General features: G+C 65.1%; 17 protein-coding genes and 1 tRNA gene. 11 read left to right on the top strand and 7 right to left on the bottom strand.

The features are described from left to right. Positions 1-101 precede the first annotated feature (101 nt). Together AC1M0F_RS09880 and AC1M0F_RS09875 are read left to right on the top strand one after the other, a co-directional pair. The gene (locus AC1M0F_RS09880) at positions 102-587 is read left to right on the top strand and encodes a DUF2975 domain-containing protein (RefSeq protein ID WP_480238055.1); all 486 of its coding nucleotides are present in this window, start codon (positions 102-104) and stop codon (positions 585-587) included. Then, positions 587-865: a helix-turn-helix domain-containing protein gene (locus AC1M0F_RS09875; RefSeq protein ID WP_480238054.1), complete on the top strand. Its 279-nt coding sequence runs from the start codon at positions 587-589 to the stop codon at positions 863-865. Before AC1M0F_RS09880 ends, AC1M0F_RS09875 begins: the two co-directional genes overlap by 1 nt. A gap of 16 nt (positions 866-881) precedes the next feature. Here the strand turns inward: AC1M0F_RS09875 and aceB are convergent, their stop codons facing one another. After that, positions 882-2,552 (bottom strand): malate synthase A, encoded by a 1,671-nt coding sequence (gene aceB, locus AC1M0F_RS09870; RefSeq protein WP_480238053.1) that lies wholly within the window; start codon positions 2,550-2,552, stop codon positions 882-884. A gap of 26 nt (positions 2,553-2,578) precedes the next feature. Further along, positions 2,579-3,880, bottom strand: a complete 1,302-nt coding sequence (aceA, locus tag AC1M0F_RS09865; protein WP_480238052.1) for an isocitrate lyase — start codon at positions 3,878-3,880, stop codon at positions 2,579-2,581. Positions 3,881-4,008: 128 nt separating this feature from the next. On the opposite strand from aceA, the gene AC1M0F_RS09860 reads away from it, so the two are divergent. Beyond that, complete coding sequence (locus AC1M0F_RS09860; protein ID WP_480238051.1) at positions 4,009-5,493, top strand: helix-turn-helix domain-containing protein; 1,485 nt, start codon at positions 4,009-4,011, stop codon at positions 5,491-5,493. On the opposite strand, the gene AC1M0F_RS09855 is transcribed toward AC1M0F_RS09860, so the two are convergent. Next, on the bottom strand, positions 5,486-6,973 hold the full coding sequence (locus AC1M0F_RS09855) for a four-carbon acid sugar kinase family protein (protein WP_480238050.1): 1,488 nt from the start codon (positions 6,971-6,973) through the stop codon (positions 5,486-5,488). The genes AC1M0F_RS09860 and AC1M0F_RS09855 overlap by 8 nt on opposite strands. A 155-nt stretch (positions 6,974-7,128) precedes the next feature. On the opposite strand from AC1M0F_RS09855, the gene AC1M0F_RS09850 reads away from it, so the two are divergent. Genes AC1M0F_RS09850 through AC1M0F_RS09835 form a run of 4 tightly spaced genes read left to right on the top strand, consistent with a single transcriptional unit; the run spans position 7,129 to position 10,917 of the window. Beyond that, positions 7,129-8,868, top strand: a complete 1,740-nt coding sequence (locus AC1M0F_RS09850; protein WP_480238049.1) for a dihydroxyacetone kinase family protein — start codon at positions 7,129-7,131, stop codon at positions 8,866-8,868. Positions 8,869-8,898: 30 nt separating this feature from the next. Next, positions 8,899-9,357, top strand: a complete 459-nt coding sequence (locus tag AC1M0F_RS09845; protein WP_480238048.1) for a ribose-5-phosphate isomerase — start codon at positions 8,899-8,901, stop codon at positions 9,355-9,357. Beyond that, a complete protein-coding gene (locus tag AC1M0F_RS09840; protein ID WP_480238047.1) occupies positions 9,357-10,166 on the top strand; it encodes a triose-phosphate isomerase family protein in 810 nt (269 codons plus the stop codon). The genes AC1M0F_RS09845 and AC1M0F_RS09840 overlap by 1 nt, the downstream gene beginning before the upstream one ends. Before the next feature lie 16 nt (positions 10,167-10,182). Beyond that, positions 10,183-10,917, top strand: a complete 735-nt coding sequence (locus tag AC1M0F_RS09835) for a GntR family transcriptional regulator (protein ID WP_480238046.1) — start codon at positions 10,183-10,185, stop codon at positions 10,915-10,917. 75 nt (positions 10,918-10,992) lie between these two features. Here AC1M0F_RS09835 and AC1M0F_RS09830 read toward each other — a convergent pair whose 3' ends face one another. The 4 genes from AC1M0F_RS09830 to AC1M0F_RS09815 all read right to left on the bottom strand — a co-directional run bounded on the left by AC1M0F_RS09830 (position 10,993) and on the right by AC1M0F_RS09815 (position 15,256). Continuing rightward, positions 10,993-12,363: an MFS transporter gene (locus tag AC1M0F_RS09830; protein WP_480238045.1), complete on the bottom strand. Its 1,371-nt coding sequence runs from the start codon at positions 12,361-12,363 to the stop codon at positions 10,993-10,995. 195 nt (positions 12,364-12,558) lie between these two features. Beyond that, on the bottom strand, positions 12,559-13,329 hold the full coding sequence (locus tag AC1M0F_RS09825) for an SDR family NAD(P)-dependent oxidoreductase (RefSeq protein ID WP_480238044.1): 771 nt from the start codon (positions 13,327-13,329) through the stop codon (positions 12,559-12,561). 16 nt (positions 13,330-13,345) lie between these two features. Continuing rightward, entirely contained in the window at positions 13,346-14,308 is a 963-nt protein-coding gene (locus AC1M0F_RS09820) for a 3-hydroxyacyl-CoA dehydrogenase family protein (protein WP_480238043.1), read from the bottom strand. A gap of 9 nt (positions 14,309-14,317) precedes the next feature. Continuing rightward, the gene (locus AC1M0F_RS09815; RefSeq protein ID WP_480238042.1) at positions 14,318-15,256 is read right to left on the bottom strand and encodes a sugar phosphate isomerase/epimerase family protein; all 939 of its coding nucleotides are present in this window, start codon (positions 15,254-15,256) and stop codon (positions 14,318-14,320) included. 294 nt (positions 15,257-15,550) lie between these two features. On the opposite strand from AC1M0F_RS09815, the gene AC1M0F_RS09810 reads away from it, so the two are divergent. The 4 genes from AC1M0F_RS09810 to rplK all read left to right on the top strand — a co-directional run bounded on the left by AC1M0F_RS09810 (position 15,551) and on the right by rplK (position 17,559). Next, positions 15,551-15,623 (top strand) — tRNA-Trp (locus tag AC1M0F_RS09810). Positions 15,624-15,673: 50 nt separating this feature from the next. Further along, positions 15,674-15,949, top strand: coding sequence for a preprotein translocase subunit SecE (gene secE / locus AC1M0F_RS09805; protein ID WP_480238041.1), 276 nt, complete (start codon positions 15,674-15,676; stop codon positions 15,947-15,949). Positions 15,950-16,040: 91 nt separating this feature from the next. Then, a complete protein-coding gene (gene nusG, locus AC1M0F_RS09800; protein ID WP_480238040.1) occupies positions 16,041-17,039 on the top strand; it encodes a transcription termination/antitermination protein NusG in 999 nt (332 codons plus the stop codon). Between the two features lie 88 nt (positions 17,040-17,127). Then, a complete protein-coding gene (gene rplK, locus AC1M0F_RS09795; RefSeq protein ID WP_480238039.1) occupies positions 17,128-17,559 on the top strand; it encodes a 50S ribosomal protein L11 in 432 nt (143 codons plus the stop codon). Positions 17,560-17,600 lie beyond the last annotated feature (41 nt).

Below are 17,600 nucleotides of genomic sequence, written 5' to 3'. Positions count from 1 at the left end.
GGCAATCCAGAGAAATTCCGAGGGCGGCCATGGCTATCGAATGGATTGCACTATCTATTGTTTATCGATACGATTCGATCGACCGACATTAGGAGCATCTCATGGGCAAAGTCACCATCCTCGCGCTGCGCATCGTGATCGCGCTGGCGCTCGCCGGGTCACTCTTCGTGCAGGTGGTCATGATGCCGCTCGTGTGGGCCGACCTCGACGGAGCAGCGGACGGGGAACGGATCGCGTTCATCGCGATCCTCGTCCTCGGAATCGTGACCATGCAGGTCAGTGCCGTCTGCATCTGGCAGCTCCTGACCATGGTGCGGCGAGGGTCGGTGTTCTCGATCGCCGCCTTCAAATATGTGGATGTCGTGATCGGCGCGATCGCGGCGGCATCCGTTCTCACCTTCCTGCTCGCCGTGCTCCTGGCCCCTGGTGACGTGGCGCCCGGGATCGTCGGACTCATCTGCGGGGCCGCCCTGGTCATCGCGGGCGTCGCGCTGATCGTCCTCGTGCTGAGGGCGCTGCTCGCCCAGGCCGTCGCTCGAGAGGTCGAGGCAGAACGGCTGCGTTCCGAACTGAACGAGGTGATCTGATGCCCATCGTGGTCGACATCGACGTCATGCTTGCGAGGCGCAAGATGGCCGTCGGTACCCTCGCCGAACGCGTCGGGGTCACCCCCGCCAACATCGCCGTGCTCAAGAACGGCCGGGCCAAGGCGGTGAGGTTCACCACGCTCGAGGCTCTGTGCGAAGTCCTCGAGTGCCAGCCGGGAGATCTCCTGCGCTGGGAGCCCGGAAAGTCCGACGGCGACGGATCACGGGAAAGGCCGGGCGACACGGACACCGTGTCCGCGTCGCCAGGCCCGGCCTGATCCGTCAGCGGGATGCCTACGCCAGGTCGACGAGGAACCGCGAGTACGCGCCGACCGTGAGGAAGGTCGGGAACTCGTCCCTCAGCGCCACGTCGCGGAACACCTCGGCGGCGTCGTCGAACCGGTCGCCGTCGAATCGGGTGACGTCGGCGAGCAGGTCGGAGAGGATGCCTTCGACCCGGTCACGGGTGATCGGGGTGCCGTCGTCCGTCCGCACGTCCTGATGGATCCACTGCCAGATCTGTGACCGGCTGATCTCGGCCGTCGCGGCGTCCTCCATCAGGTTGTCGATGGCCGCCGCGCCGATGCCGCGGAGCCAGGACTCGAGGTACCGAACGCCGATCGAGACGTTGTCGCGGAGGCCGGCATCCGTCACCGCGCGACCGATGTGAACGTCGAGCAACTGCGCGGCGGTCACCTCGACGTCGTCCCGCTGCCGGGCGACCTGGTTCGGTCGCTCCCCGAGCACGGCGTCGAACTCGGCGCGGGCGGTGTCGATGAGGTCGGGGTGCGCGACCCAGGTGCCGTCGAAACCGTCACCGGCCTCGCGTTTCTTGTCTGCAGACACCTTCTCGATCGCGCGGGCCGTCACGTCAGGGTCCCTGCGGTTCGGGATGAACGCGCTCATTCCACCGATGGCGTGGGCGCCCCTGCTGTGGCAGGTCTTCACGAGAAGTTCGGTGTACGCCCGCATGAACGGCACGGTCATCGTGACTTCGCTGCGGTCGGGAAGCACGAACCTGGCACCCCTGCCTCGGTAGTTCTTGATGATCGAGAAGATGTAGTCCCAGCGACCGGCGTTGAGGCCGGCGCAGTGGTCGCGGAGTTCGTAGAGGATTTCGTCCATCTCGAACGCAGCGGGCAGCGTCTCGATCAGGACCGTGGCACGGATCGTTCCGTGGGGGATGCCTGAGCGCCGCTCCGAGAAGGAGAACACGTCGTCCCACAGCCGGGCCTCCTCGCTCGACTCGAGTTTGGCGAGGTAGAAGTACGGTCCCCGGCCGCCGTCGATGAGGGCCTGAGCGTTGTGGAAGAAATACAGGCCGAAGTCGACCAGGCTGCCCGATGCGGCCATCGCCTGTCCGGACGAATCGACGAACTGCAGGTGCTTCTCGACGAGGTGCCAGCCCCGGGGGCGCATCACGATCGTGGGGGTCTCACCGGTCGTGAGCCGGTACTCCTTCCCGTCGGCGCTGGTGAAGTCGATCTGCCTGCGGATGGCGTCGAACAACGACAGTTGGCCGCCGATGACGTTGGTCCAGGTGGGACTTGTCGCGTCCTCCTGGTCGGCGAGCCAGACCTTCGCGCCGGAATTCAGCGCATTGATCGTCATCTTGCGGTCGGTCGGCCCGGTGATCTCGACCCGGCGGTCGTCGAGGCCGGGGCCTGCTCCGGCGACGCGCCAGGAGGCATCCGCCCGGATGGCGGCGGTGTCGTCCCGGAACTTCGGGTCACGGCCGTTGCCGATCTCGAAGCGGCGGCGCATCCGGTCCGCGAGGCGGTCGTGGCGTGAGCCGGCGAATCGCTGGTGCAGGTCGGCGAGGAAGGCGAGCGCATCGGGGGTGAGGATCTCGTCGAAGCGCTCGTGCACGCGTCCGACGAGCTCAATACGTGGGCCCGCGGGCTGCTGGGTGCGGATGGGGGAGGTGGTCGGTGCCGGGGTGTGCTCGGCGAGCAGTGTGTTCATGATGAAAGTCCTTAGTATCGTGCGGGTCAGTGGAACTGGTCTTCTTCGGTCGAACCGACGAGCGCGAGGGTGGCGCTCGTCGGGTTCAGTGCCGTCGCGATCCGGTCGAAGTAGCCTGTTCCCACTTCGCGCTGGTGTTTCGTAGCGGTGTAACCGGACGCTTCCGATGCGAACTCGGCTTCCTGTAGTTCGACGTACGCGCTCATGGCGCGGTTCCTGTAGTCCTGGGCGAGCGTGAACATGGAGTGGTTCAGCGCATGGAAGCCGGCCAGCGTGATGAACTGGAAGGCGTAGCCCATGGCGGCGAGTTCCTTCTGGAAGGTCGCGATCTGCGCGTCGTCGAGGTGGGATTTCCAGTTGAACGACGGCGAGCAGTTGTAGGCGAGTTTCTTGCCGGGGAAGTCCTGGTGAATGCGCTCGGCGAACCGCCGGGCGAGCTCGAGGTCGGGTTCGGCCGATTCGACCCAGAGCAGGTCGGCGTACTCGGCGTAGGCCAGGCCTCGGGAGATGACGGTGTCGATGCCGTTGCGCACCTCGTAGAAGCCCTCGGCCGTGCGGGTACCGGTGAGGAACTCGCGGTCACGCTCGTCCACGTCGCTGGTCAGCAGTGTCGCGGCGAGGGCATCCGTTCGGGCGATGATGACGCTCGGGACACCGGCGACATCGGCTGCGAGCCGGGCGGCGTTGAGGGTGCGGATGTGCTGGCTGGTCGGCACGAGCACCTTGCCGCCCATGTGGCCGCACTTTTTCTCGCTGGCGAGCTGGTCCTCCCAGTGCACGCCTGCTGCTCCGGCCTGGATCATGGATGCCATGAGCTCGTATGCGTTCAGGGGGCCACCGAAGCCGGCCTCGGCGTCCGCCACGATCGGCGCCATCCAGTCGACGGTGGTCGAGCCGGTTTCAGCGAACTCGATCTGGTCGGCGCGGAGCAACGCATTGTTGATGCGGCGGACGACGGACGGGACCGAGTTTGCCGGGTACAGAGACTGGTCCGGGTAGGTCTGGCCGGAGAGGTTGGCGTCGGCTGCGACCTGCCAGCCGGAGAGGTAGATGGCCTTGAGCCCGGCGCGGACCTGTTGCACGGCCTGGTTGCCGGTGAGGGCGCCGAGCGCAGGCACCCACTCCTCGGTGTGGATGAGGTTCCACAGGTTCTCCGCGCCGCGGCGGGCGAGCGTCGAGTCCTCACGGACGCTGCCGCGGAGAGCGATGACCTCGTCGGCCGTGTAATCGCGGCGGACACCTTCCCAGCGGGGGTCGGCGTCCCACTCGAGCTGCAGTTCGGCTGCGGTCTGGGTCTGGTCACCTGGGCGGATGTTCTCGGTGCTCATCGTCGTGCTCCTTCGGTTCGTGTGAATCGAGTCTGTGGGCCGCGCAACCGCCGCGGTCGGGATTCTTACGCAGAAATATGGCTGTTCTTCTGTTTGGCGAAAGGACCGCCGGATGGCACGATGACAGCATGAACAGCACCGCAGCTGAGCCTGTCTTCGTCGCCGCCGACGACGAGAGCGAGGGCGCCGTCGACGCGCTCACGCTCGGTCGGCGCATCCGGGACATCCGTCTCTCCCGCCGAATGACGCTCGAGCAGCTCGGCGCCGCCATCGACAGGGCCCCGTCGCAAGTGTCGACGATCGAGAACGGCAAGCGGGAGCCGCGGTTGTCGATGCTTCGGCAGATCGCCATTGTGCTCGGCACAACAACCGACGAACTTCTGCGAGACGAGGCGCCGTCGGAGCGCGCCGCACTCGAGATCGCGGTCGAGCGAGCACAGCGGGGCCCCGTCTTCTCGGCTCTCGGAATCCAGCCGGTGCGGGTGTCGAAGGGGCACAGCGACGAGACCCTGCGGGCGATCCTCACGTTGCACCAGGAGGTCGAACGGCTGCACCGCGAACGGGCGGCAACACCCGAAGAAGCCAGGCGAGCCAACGCCCAGTTGCGCGCGACCATGCGCGCGAAGGACAACTACTTCCCAGAGCTCGAAGCGCGGGCGACGGAGCTGCTCGCCGCGGTCGGTCACTCCGGCGGCCCCGTGTCGCAGCAGCTGGTCGGCGACATGGCCAACCACCTCGGGTTCACGCTGCACTATGTCGGTGACCTGCCGCACTCGACCCGTTCGGTGACGGACAGCCGCAACGGGCGGATCTACCTGCCCACCCAGCAGTCCGCATCGAGGGACTCACGCTCGCCGGTGGTGCAGGCATTCGCCAGCCACGTCCTCGGGCACCAGGAACCGTCGAACTATGCGGACTTCCTCCGTCAGCGGGTTGAGACGAACTACCTCACCGCCGCCATCCTTCTTCCTGAAGCGGATGCCGTCCGGTTCCTCACCGAGGCGAAGAATTTCAGGCGCATCTCCCTGGAGGATCTGAGGGATGCCTTCGCCGTCTCGTACGAGACCGCTGCTCACCGGTTCACCAACCTCGCGACCGCGCGTCTCGGCATCCCTGTCCACTTCACGAAGGTGCACGAATCGGGCACGATCGTGAAGGCCTACTCCAACGACGGAGTGAAGCACCCCACTGATGCCCTTGGGGCAGTGGAGGGGACGACCGTCTGCCGTAAGTGGACCGCGTTCACCGTGTTCGCCGCGGAGGATCGTTTCAGCCCGTGGTACCAGTACACCGACAACCCCAACGGCACCTACTGGTGCACGTCGCGGATCGAGAAGGCCAAAGAGGGGGACTACTCGGTGACCGTCGGCGTGCCGTTCGAGCATGTGAAGTGGTTCCGTGGCCGTGAGACCACGAACAGGTCGCAATCCAGCTGCCCGGACGAGAGGTGCTGCAAGAGCGCTCCGAGCGAGCTCGCCGAGAAGTGGGCCCACCAGTCATGGCCGGCGGCACGGACACCGACAAGCCTGCTCGCAGCTCTCCCGACCGGAACCTTCCCCGGGGTCGACGAGGTCGAGGTCTACTCATTCCTCGAAGCGCACGAGCCTAGATGAGCGGGACCTGGGGGAGGCGGTCGCCGCGGAGGATCGACACGGCAGCGGCCAGCGTCCCGTCATCCCCGACGTTGCCGGCGAAGACGACGTAGGGGAGGCCGTCCAGGTCAGGATTCTCTCCGCCCTCGTTCAGCCAGAGCGAGACGATGCCGGGAAACAGCTGGCCGGCGACGGTCGCGCGCCGGATCTTGAGGCCGTCTGTCGCAACGTCACTCGACGTGATGCCGCCCTTGGCGAGTACCCACGCCGGTGGTGCTTCATGCACAGCAACCGAGGTGAGGCTGATCAGCGCCGCGGAAACCGTCTGGGCGATGACGAGACTGGAGTGGCCGGTGTCGCCGACGATCTGTGTCCTGCTCGAGGACAGAAGCGCGTCGGTTCGGCTGAGCGCGGCGGCGAGGGCATCGCCGCATCGGGAGAGCTCGTCCTCGGCACTGGCTGGATCGAGAAGCCGGGGCACATCCAGTTCGACGACGGCGATGTCAGGGAAGTCGTCACGCAGACGCGCCACCTGCCTCGTGGTCAGCTCGACGTGCGAGCCGACGACGACGAGTCCATTGCCAGGCCGGCTTCCTGCAGGGAAGATCTCGTCGTGCGTCAGCGGTTGGCGACCCGGTACCCCGAGGCGGGCGGCGGCGAACGACGGGCCGCTCCTGGTGAGGATCCTGGCTCCCGCCTGCTCAGCGGCGAGGATGCCATGGGCAACGACGTCCAGGTCGCTGTCATCGAGTGCATTCACCACGACAGGGGCGGCATCCGCGCAGCTGAGAATGATGTCGCGGACGCGGTCGCTCCCTCCCAGGCGGATGTCGTCGAGACCGATGCTCGTCACATCGCCGGCCCGTATTGCTCCGTGGGTCTTCTCCTCGACGTAGTCCCTGAGATTCGACGACGTGAATCCGAATGTCACATCGCGGGCGTAACCCGACTGCCCGACAGGGGTGAACGTGCCGTCGCTTTCGGCATAGTGAACGTCTCCCACGGTGACCCGCCCGGCTGCGAGGTAGGCCGGGACGAGGATGAGTGCGTCGTATGGCGCGCCCGCCACCCGGGCCTCGTCGATCAGCAGGTCGGTTTCGAGCGGGTAGTGACCACGCAGGGTCGAGTCGCCGCGCACGATGAGCGTGTAGTCCGCGCCCCGGTCGCGTGCCGCTTGTCTGATCTGCTCCGAAACAGCCGCCATCGTCGCGCGCGCTTCGTCGTCGTTGAGGCCCCGCGTATTGGTGAGGACGAAGAATCCGTTGCCCGGCTGGTCGAACGCCCAGAGCAGGTCGTCACGGGTCCAGCGTGTCAGAACGGGGGTGTCGTGCACCGACTGGCTTCCGGTGGGATCGTCGTCGAGGACGATCACCCATCTCTGTGCGGCTGCGTTCGCGTCGCGGACGCGGGCGCGGGCGTCCCCGGTCTCCACTGGCTCAGGCGCCGATGACCTCAGCTGTTCCGCGCTCTGTGGGACCAATGGTTCCGTGCCGTCGCTCATGCCGCTCCGTCCGCGTTCGCCGACTTGCTCGGCATCATTCGACTGTGACTATGCCCGCACAACTCGTGCGCATACCGAAAATATCCTATAGGATTAAAAACGAATCGGACAGGTGCCGACGTGACCGACACAGCTCAACGGTGAGGAAGAACACGATGACCAGGCTTTGGAACGAACCCGAGAACTTCGCAGACGAAATGATCGATGGTTTCGTCCGCGCCAACGGCCGCTGGGTCCGGAGGGTGTCCGGTGGGGTCACCCGCTCGACCCGATCTGAAGAGCCCACGGTGTCGCTCGTCATCGGCGGGGGTTCAGGACACTACCCGGCGTTCGGCGGCCTGGTCGGACACGGGCTCGCCCACGGCGCGGCCATGGGTAATCTTTTCGCGTCGCCGTCCGCCCAGCAGGTGGAATCGGTCGCCAGGACCAGCGATCAGGGCCGGGGAATCCTGCTCAGTTACGGCAACTATGCGGGCGATGTGCTGCACTTCACCGAGGCGCAGGACAAGCTTCGCTCGGAGGGCATCGACTGCCGCACCGTCACAGTGACCGACGACATCTTCAGCGCGCCGGCACAGGAAAAAGAGAGACGTCGAGGCATCGCCGGCGACCTCACCGTCTTCAAGGTCGCCGGGGCCGCCGCTGCCGCCGGGTACGACATCGACGGCGTCGAGCGGGCCGCGATCCTCGCCAACGACCGGACACGCTCCATGGGTGTCGCGTTCACCGGATGCACCCTCCCCGGCGCCGACGAGCCGCTGTTCTCGGTTCCTGAGGGTCGGATGGCCATCGGCCTCGGCATCCACGGCGAACCGGGAATCGACGAGGTCGACATCCCCACGGCGGACGGACTCGGCGACCTGTTCGTCGAGCGACTGCTCGACGCCGCGGAGATCCCGGAAGGAGTGTCACTCCGGGGAGCGCGGGTTGTCCCGATTCTCAACGGACTCGGCTCGGTCAAGAACGAAGAGCTCTACATCGTCTTCGCCCGCGTCGCCGCCCTGCTCGACGAGGCGGGCGCGGAGATCGTGGATCCGCAGGTCGGGGAGTTCTGCACGAGCTTCGACATGGCCGGGGTCTCACTCACCCTGCTCTGGCTCGACGACGAGCTGGAAACCCTCTGGAGCGCCCCGGCAGACACTCCCGCGTTTCGCACCGGGTCCGTCGACACCGGGTCCCTTGTCCAGCGCGGCGAGATCGACGACTCGGTAGCCGCCGAGGTCATCCCAGAGTCAAGCGATGAATCGCGCCGCGCAGCGACGGTGATCGTTGACGCGCTGGATGCGATCGTCGCCGTCATCGACGAGAACGCCGACGAACTCGGACGGATCGATTCGATCGCCGGCGACGGTGACCACGGCATCGGGATGAAGCGCGGATCACACGCCGCAGCCGCGGCAGCGCGAGAATCCCTGGCGAAGGATGCAGGGGCGCAGAGTGTTCTCGCCTCGGCGGCCGACGCCTGGTCGAACCGCGGTGGCGGAACCTCCGGTGCCATCTGGGGTGTCATTCTGCGCACGGTCGGAGAGCACCTCGGCAATACGACGCCCGTCGAGGCGGCCGCAGTGGCGACAGGCGTGGACGCTGCCAGGCAGGCCGTTATGGACTTCGGAAAGGCCACGGTCGGAGACAAGACCATGGTCGACGCGCTCGTGCCGTTCGCCGCACGTCTCAGCGACGGAGTTGCATCAGGCGATTCGTTGATCGGCGCCTGGGCGACCGCGAGCGCCGCGGCGAAGAACGCAGCAGACGCGACCGCAGACATGATGCCGGGCATGGGCCGCGCCCGCTCCCACGGCGAAAAGGCACTCGGCGTCGCCGACCCCGGCGCCGTCTCCCTGGCGATGATCACCGCGGCCGTCCTCGAGGTGCTCCGCGGAGCATCCGACCACTGATTTCGACACCTCACGAGAAGGAGCACCACCATGAGCGCACTGCGCATTGTCGTCGGCTGTGACGACGCAGGATTCGAGTACAAGGAACGGCTGAAAGCGGACCTCGAGGCAAACGACCTCGTCGCATCCGTCACCGATGTCGGTGTGAACGCCGACGGACACACCAACTACCCGACGATCGCTATCGCCGCCGCCGAGATGGTCGCACGAGGAGACGCCGACCGGGCACTTCTCATCTGTGGCACCGGACTCGGCGTCGCCATCGCGGCCAACAAGGTCGCAGGGGTGCGTGCCGTGACGGCTCACGACGGCTTCTCGGTCGAGCGTGCCGTGCTGTCCAACAATGCGCAGGTGCTCTGCATGGGGCAGCGCGTCGTCGGCATCGAGCTCGCCCGCCGCCTCGCGCGCGAATGGCTGACTTACACCTTCGACGAATCGAGCGCATCGAACGACAAGGTGCGGGAGATCAGCAGCTACGAAGGCGTCTGATGTCCGCCCCAGGCTCGCCCCGGTTCCTCATCGGGGTGAGCCACAAAATGTACTTCTCGCACGGGCGCGCCGTTCAGTGGTGCCGCGAGGTGGCCGGCATCGCGCGGGAGCACCGCGCGATCGTCGGCGGTGACGTTCAACTTTTCGTCATTCCGACCTACCTGGCGGTTCCGGCAGCGCTCGACCTGCTCGGGTCTCTCGCTCTCGTGGGAGCACAGGACCTCAGCACCGAGGACGCGGGCGCGTTCACCGGTGAGGTGAGCGGCGCGGAGATTGCCGAACTGGGCTGCGCCGTGGTCGAAGTCGGGCACGCCGAACGACGCAGGCTCTTCGGCGAGAGCGACGACATCGTTGCGCAGAAGACGGATGCGGCGCTGCGCAACGGTCTCGACCCCGTACTGTGCGTCGGAGAACCTGATCAGACTTCTCCGGCGGAGGCGATCCGTGTCTGCGTCGGTCAGATCGACTCGGCGCTTGCCCCGAGCCGGCGGGCGGGCCGCAACGGCCGCATCATCGTGGCGTACGAGCCCCATTGGGCGATCGGCGCCCCTGAACCGGCGTCCGCTGACCACATCCGGCGTGTGTGCTCGGCACTTCGCGACCACCTCGGGACACTCCCGGATTTTCCCGGGTCCGTGGTCATCTATGGCGGGAGCGCCGGGCCGGGTCTTCTGCGGCTGATCGCCGACGGCGTCGACGGCCTCTTCCTCGGCCGATTCGCCCACGATGCCGAATCGCTCGGCGTGATCCTCGATGAAGCGGCCGATGCGGCATCCGACCCTCGCCTCATTGATAGTGTCGGTACCTGAAGCCCGAGGAGAACCCATGCGAGAACCCATCTACCACCTGGGTACTGCGGTGGTGATCGAACGCAAAGGGCTGCGGGACCGCGTGTACGACCTCGTCCTTGACATGCTCGCCGGCCAGGCGATAGCTCCGGGCACCCGCTTGTCGATCGACGCGATCGCGCGCGACCTCAAGGTCTCTCCGACGCCGGTGAGGGAAGCGCTGGTCCAGCTGGAACGGACGGGCCTCGTCACACGCGAGCCTCTCAAGGGTTACCGGGTCGCACCTCAGATCACGGACGGCCAGCTCGAGTCCCTCTTCGACACCCGGATCGTGCTGGAGGGCGGCGCTGCCGCACTTGCCGCCAGGAACGCCGACGCCCTCGTTCCGCGTCTGGAAGCCGCACTGGACGAGCACCGGGCAGTCACGGCAACAGTTCGTGCTGCGGCGGCAACCGACACTCTGACGGTCGCGCTGCTCCGTGAGTATTTCACGGTCGACTGGAACTTCCACCACCTCATTTTCGAGGGGACGGACAATCCGTTCCTGATCGACATGTCGGAGGCCATCTCGACACGGGTCCACCGTATGCGCCAGACGGTGCTGAGCGGTGTGACCGACGCCGACGATGCCGTCATCGAGCACACCCGTATCCTCGAGGCGTTCCGCTCAGGAGACCCGGCCGCCGCTTCGTCTGCCATGTGTGCCCACATCGAGAAGGTTCGCTCCCGATCGCGCACGGACGCGAGCACCCCGGAGACTCCCGTTCTCTGACACGGCGTGTGGACCGTATCCACAGAGAACCGGGCTGGGTCCATGAGGACCCAGCCCGGTTTCTTCAGTTCGATGTCAGTGGACAGGGGGCGCGTCCTCGAGGAGCGCATCCGACCTGGCCTTGAAGAACCGGGTGCAGTACAGCATGACGGCGGCGAGGAAGGCGAAGACGCCGAGTGACACGACTCCCCACACTCCGCTGTCGGTCGGTACCGCTTCGTTGATGCCTGTTCGCATGATCGGTGCGACGAAGCCTCCGAGGTTTCCGAGCGAGTTGATCAGGCCGATACCAGCCGCGGCAGCGGTTCCGGTGAGGAACGCCGTCGGATATGACCAGGTGATCGGTCCGACCGAGAGGAAGCTGGCAACGGCGATGGTGATGAACAGGATGCCGATGATGGGCAGGTTGTTTGCGCCGGCCCAGGCAGAGCCGAGGATGGCGAGGCCGGTGAGGATGTAGAACGACGTTCCCCAGTTGCGGCGACGGATGATGGTCGATGCGTGCTTGCCGAAGTAGTAGCAGGCGAAGAGTCCGACGAGCCACGGAATTGCTGAGACCAGCCCGACCTGCCAGCCGACTTCCTGCCCGATGAGCCCGGCAACCTGCTGGGGGAGGTAGAACGTGGTGCCGTATACGGCGATCTGGAGGCAGAAGTAGATGATGGTGAAGTACCACACCTTCCAGCTGGACATTGCGCGCCAGACCCCGGACGGGCCGTCTTCGGTGCGGACGGCGTCTTCCTTCGCCATCACGTCTGTCAGGGCGTCCTTCTCGTCCTGATTGAGGAACTTGGCCTGCTGCGGACTGTTCACCAGGAAGACCAGAGCGGCGATGCCGGCGATGACTGCCAGCATGCCCTCGACGAAGAACATGACCTGCCAGCCGTGCCACGGGGTGAACGTGTCACCGAAGCTGATCAGGCCGCCGCTGAGCGGGGCACCGATCATCTGCGAGAACGGCTGCGCCAGGTAGAAGATCGCGAACATCTGCACGCGAACCTTGTTGGGGAACCACTCCGCGAGGAACATGATCACGCCGGGGAACAGCCCTGCCTCGGTGACGCCGAGGAGGAACCGCAGGATGATGAACATCGTGTCACCCGTGGTGAAGGCGAACGCCGCTGCGACGATTCCCCAGGTGATCGCGATGCGCGCGAGCCAGAAGCGAGCGCCGAACTTCTTCAGCAGCAGGTTGCTGGGAATCTCGAAGATCGCGTAGCCGATGAAGAAGATTCCCGCTCCGAGCGCGAATGCGCCCTCGGAGATGCCGCGGTCGACCGCGAGGGCTTCCTGGGCGAAGCCGATGTTCGTCCGGTCGAGGAACGCGACGAAGTACAGGATGACGAGCATCGGCATGAGATGCCGTGCCGCCTTCGAGATGGCCGACTTGAGAGCCGGGCTGTGGGCATTGGTGTCAATGCCGACAAGCGGAGTGGATGCTGACACGTGTTCTCTCCTTTGAGGTGTTGCGAGGTTGGGTGAAGGCATCGGCGGTCGGCGCCGGAATGCCCGGAGTCGATCAGCCGAGGAAGCTCGGGGCGATCAGCCAGATTCCGACGCCGACGAGAATGATCCCGATGGCGAGGAAGAAGATGCGTCCTTTGGACCAGGGGCCTGTTGCGCCAGTCATGATGGTCTCCTTCAATGCATGTAGAGGCCGCCGTCAACGTTCAGGGTCTGGCCCGTCACGAATCCGGAGTCCTCGCTGATGAGGTACGCGATGGCAGCCGCGATGTCACGCGGTGTACCGATGCGGGGGAGAACGCCGTCGGCAGCCATGGCTTCCTTGCGTTCCTCGGTCAGTGTTCCGCCCATGATGTCCGTGTCGATCGGGCCGGGCGAGATCACGTTGACGGTGATGCCGTCCTTACCGAGCTCGCGGGCGACACTCCTGGAGAAGCCGATGACGCCGGCCTTCGCTGCGGAGTACGCGGTCTTGCTGAACGTTCCACCGCCACGCTGGGCCGAGACGGAAGAGAGGTTGACCACACGGCCGACCCCGCTCGTGACCATGGATTCCACAGCGCGACGGGTCGCGAAATGGACTCCGTTCATGTTGATACCCATGACCCGGTTCCACTCTTCTGCGGTCACCTCGAGGTAGGGAACCGGCGACGAGACCCCGGCGAGGTTCACGAGTGCGACCACCTGGGGCAGTGCCGCCTCGAGCGTGTCGAAGGCGGCGCGCACCTGGGATTCGTCAGCGACATTGGCGCCGGCGCCGGCGGCGGCGACGCCGTGCTGCTCGGCGATCTCTGTCGCGACGGAGGAGGCGGCATCCGCGTCGAGGTCGATGATGCCGATGTTCCACCCCCGTTCGGCGAGGTAGTGGGCTGAGGCCCGACCGATCCCGCGGGGTGACGCCGCGCCAGTGAGAATGACCGTGCGGGACTCAGGAAATGGTGTTGCCATGATTCTGATCCGATCGTCAGTTCGAAGGGTGAATGGGTGCTGGGCCGAGCTCGTCCATGAGCTTCTTGATGGCCACGTATGCCTTGTTGCGGTATGCGACGAGTTCTGCGGTGCGCTCGGCGGGGACGTCGAGGTAGCCCGCGCCAGTCTTGGTGCCGAACTTGCCGGCGTCGACGAGCTCGGCGAGCGACTTCGGCGTTGCGAAACGTTCCGGCCAGCGGGTCTGCATGGACTCGTAGCAGAAGGCGTACACGTCGAGACCCGCCATGTCGGCGATTGCGAACGGTCCGAAGACCGGCAGACGGAAGCCGAACGTCGTGCGGACGATCGTGTCGACGTCTTCGGCGGTGGCGACGCCTTCTTCGACGAGCTGGGTCGCCTCGCTGAACAGTGCGTACTGGAGCCGGTTGAGGACGAAGCCGGTTGAATCCTTGACCCGCGCGGTTTCCTTACCCGTTGCCGCGACGATCTCCTCGACCACGGAGATCACCGCAGGGTCGGTTGTCTCGTGGGGGATGAGTTCGACGCCAGGGATGAACGGGGCGGGATTCGAGAAGTGGACCCCGAGGAACCGCTCGGGGTTGATCACGGCTTCGGCGAGAGAGCTGATGAGGATCGTCGAGGTGTTGGAACCGATGATCGCGTCTGCCCGCGCCGCCTCGCTGATTCGGCGAAGGGTGGCGTGCTTGATCTCGATCTTCTCGGGAACGGCTTCCTCGATGAAGTCGGCGTCTGCGACAGCTTCTTCGATGGATGCGGACGGTGAGAGGTTGGCCTGGATGCGCTCGACGGCATCCGCGGGGAACAGGCCGTCGGCGACGAACTGGCGGGCCTCTTCGATGAGGCGCTCATAGTTGTTCGTGGCGATCTCTTCGGAGATGTCAGCGATGCGGACGGTCGCTCCGGACAGCGCGAGCACCTGGGCGATGCCTCCGCCCATGTATCCCGAGCCGACGACGGCGATGATGCGATTGGTCATGATTTTCTCCTATGCCTTGGGAAGAAGTGAGCGGATGTACTTCTGGTTGGTGGCGCACATGCCGAGGCTGTCTCCGCCGTAGTGTTCGGCGAGGATGATGCCGTTGTAACCGAGAGCGAGCGCGTCGCGGAACACCTGGCGGTAGTTGATGAGCCCCGCTTCCATCGTCGAAGGAACCGAAGTGAACCAGCTGCCGTCCACCGCTTCGTCTCGGGTGTAGTTCTTCACGTGCCAGTAGTTCGCGTATGGGAGGGTCTTCGCGAAGAGTTCGCGCCAGTCCTCCACCGGGCGGTGCAGACGGATGAGGTTCGCGACGTCCGGGTTGATGCCGACGTTGTCGAGACCGACGGCTTCGACGAAGCGGACTGCGCTGTCAGCGGTGCCGATGTAGGTGTCCTCGTACATCTCGAGCGACAGCGGCAGGCCGACGGACGCTGCGTGTTCTCCGAGTTCGCGGATGCGCTTGACCGCCGTGTCCCACACGTCGCGGTCATCCGGGTCCTTCGGGCCTTCGGCCGTCCAGAACCACAGTGCCTTCTTCTGTGCGGCGCTGAAGGGCTGATGGAGTCCTGTGGAGAAGACCTCCATGCCCCACTCGGCGGCGGCATCGATCGTGCGGTGCGCGTATGCGAGGTTCTTCTCTTCCGAGCCAGGCATGATCACACTCTGGCGCTGAAGGTGGACTGACGGAATGCCGACGCCGTGCGACTTCGCGATGGAGAGGAACTCATCACGGCGCGACGGCTCGAGGTCTGCGGGGCGGACATGGCTGTCTGCGAGCTCGGCCAAAGTGAAGCCCACGTCGGCGACCTGCGCGAACATGTCGTCCCAGACCTCCGCGGGGGCGTCGTGCATCGCAAGACCCTGCTTGTCGACGGGCGGAAACGCGTGGAGACAGGTGGCGATGGGCCAGGTCTCTGCCGTATAGCTGGGCGTGTCAGTCGGCATGATTGCTCCGTTGCAGTTCGAGGGGTGTGCGCTGCACTTAGAGCAGCGAGAAAAGATCCTATAGGAAATAGTAGTCCGTGGGGTCTGTGCTGTAAAGGTCGGGGCGATTTCGCCGGCGTCCCGCGGGCGCAGGAGTGGTTTTTGCTGAGCCCCGATCGTCGCGTACACTTGTCGAGGTAGTTGAAATCTGCCAAGCTTTTTTGCGCCTATTTTTCAGGCAATCCACAGCGGACCCGAAAGAACAGCAAGAAGAAGTGCGTCAGGTTTCGCTCCCTGACCGGGATATCCGGGTCTAGGGCGGTGGCTCAATTGGTAGAGCAGCGGTCTCCAAAACCGCAGGTTGCAGGTTCGAGTCCTGTCCGCCCTGCGCGTCGGTATTGAACGTCCTGAATGCCGACACACGAAAGGTGTAACCAGGTGGCCCGAAAAGTTATCGACGAACCAAGCGAGGAAATCGTCGCAGCCGCGAAGAAGGAACGTGCGGAAAAGCGCGGACCCTTCGCCGGGATCATCCTGTTCCTGAAGCAGGTCATCGCTGAGCTCAAGAAGGTCGTCACTCCGACCAGAAAAGAGCTGTTCAGCTACACCGGCGTCGTACTCGTGTTCGTCGTGATCATGATGGCCCTCGTGTATGGCCTGGACCAGCTGTTCAGCTGGCTCGTGATCTTCGTCTTCGGGACTCCCGCCTCGTAACAACCGGGCGGCATCCGATCGACAGTGATCGACAACGCGGACGGTGGCAGTGAACATGGCCACCCCACAAGCAAAGAGGAATGAGATTTAGGTGTCTGAGAGAAATCTGGACGACGTCGACTGGGCAACTGCTGCTGAGCAGTCCAGCGAGGAAGACGAAGCACAGGAGGGCAACGTGCTGGCCGCCGAGGAAAACTCGGTAGACGCCGCAGAGCACAAGGCCCTGCACGTCGAGGACTCCAACGAGACGATCGACCTGGATGCCGTCCTCGACGCCCTGGCCGAAGCCAACGACCCCGAAGCTGACGCCGTCGTCGACGACGCGCTCGAGATCGATGAGGCCGACGAGGTCGAAGCCGCCGCTGAGGCGATCGAAGACGAGGTCGAGATCGAAGCAGAAGAGGAAGCCTCCGAAGAGCCCGAGGTCGAGCCGTACACCGGTGAAGAGCCCGACGCCGGAGAGCCGGCAGACGTCGACCCCTATGACGCCTTCCGCGCCGAACTGCGCAGCCTCCCTGGCAAGTGGTTCGTCATCCACTCTTACGCCGGCTTCGAGCGCAAGGTCAAGGCGAACATCGAGCAGCGCAAGGGCTCGCTCGACGTCGCCGACTACATCTACCAGGTCGAAGTTCCGATGGAAGATGTCGTCGAGATCAAGAACGGCCAGCGCAAGATGGTCACCCGCGTGCGCATCCCCGGATACGTGCTCGTCCGCATGGACCTCAACGAGGACTCCTGGTCGGTCGTCCGTCACACGCCCGGTGTCACCGGCTTCGTGGGCAACGCCCACAACCCGACGCCTCTGCGCTTCGAAGAGTCCTTCAACATGCTGAAGAGCCTCGTCGAGGTCAAGGACACCGCTCCGGCGAAGACCGGTGGAGGCAAGGGCGGCCAGACCCCCCGCGCCATCCCTGCCGAGGTCGACTTCGAGATCGGCGAGACCATCACGATCAAGGAAGGCTCGTTCGCAGGCCTTCCCGGTTCGATCAGCGAGATCAAGCCGGAGAGCGGAAAGCTCACCGTCCTCGTCTCCCTGTTCGAGCGCGAGACCCCGGTCGAGCTCAGCTTCGACCAGGTCACGAAACTCTAGATTTCCCTATCCACCGCGGCCCAACCGGGCCGGCGGGAGAGCATCCGTCAACTGACGGGAGCTCGAAACCCAATAAGAAGGAAGAAACATGGCACCGAAGAAGAAGGTTACTGGTCTGATCAAGCTTCAGATCAAGGCCGGCGCCGCCAACCCCGCCCCGCCCATCGGCCCGGCCCTGGGTCAGCACGGCGTGAACATCATGGAGTTCTGCAAGGCGTACAACGCTCAGACGGAAGCCCAGCGCGGCAACGTCATCCCGGTGGAGATCACCGTCTACGAGGACCGTTCGTTCACGTTCATCCTCAAGACCCCTCCGGCCGCTGAGCTCATCAAGAAGGCCGCAGGCGTTGCCAAGGGTTCAGGAACCCCGCACACCGTCAAGGTCGCAAAGCTCACCAAGGAGCAGGTCCGCGAGATCGCCGAAGTCAAGATGGCCGACCTCAACGCGAACGACATCGAGGCTGCCTCGAAGATCATCGCCGGAACCGCACGTTCCATGGGAATCACCACAGAGGCGTAGAGCCCTCACGGTCACGAGCTTCGCTCGCGGCCTCAGGTCCC

The organism is Mycetocola sp. Y719 (assembly GCF_056713205.1).
This window is presented reverse-complemented; position numbering and strand designations above follow the sequence as displayed.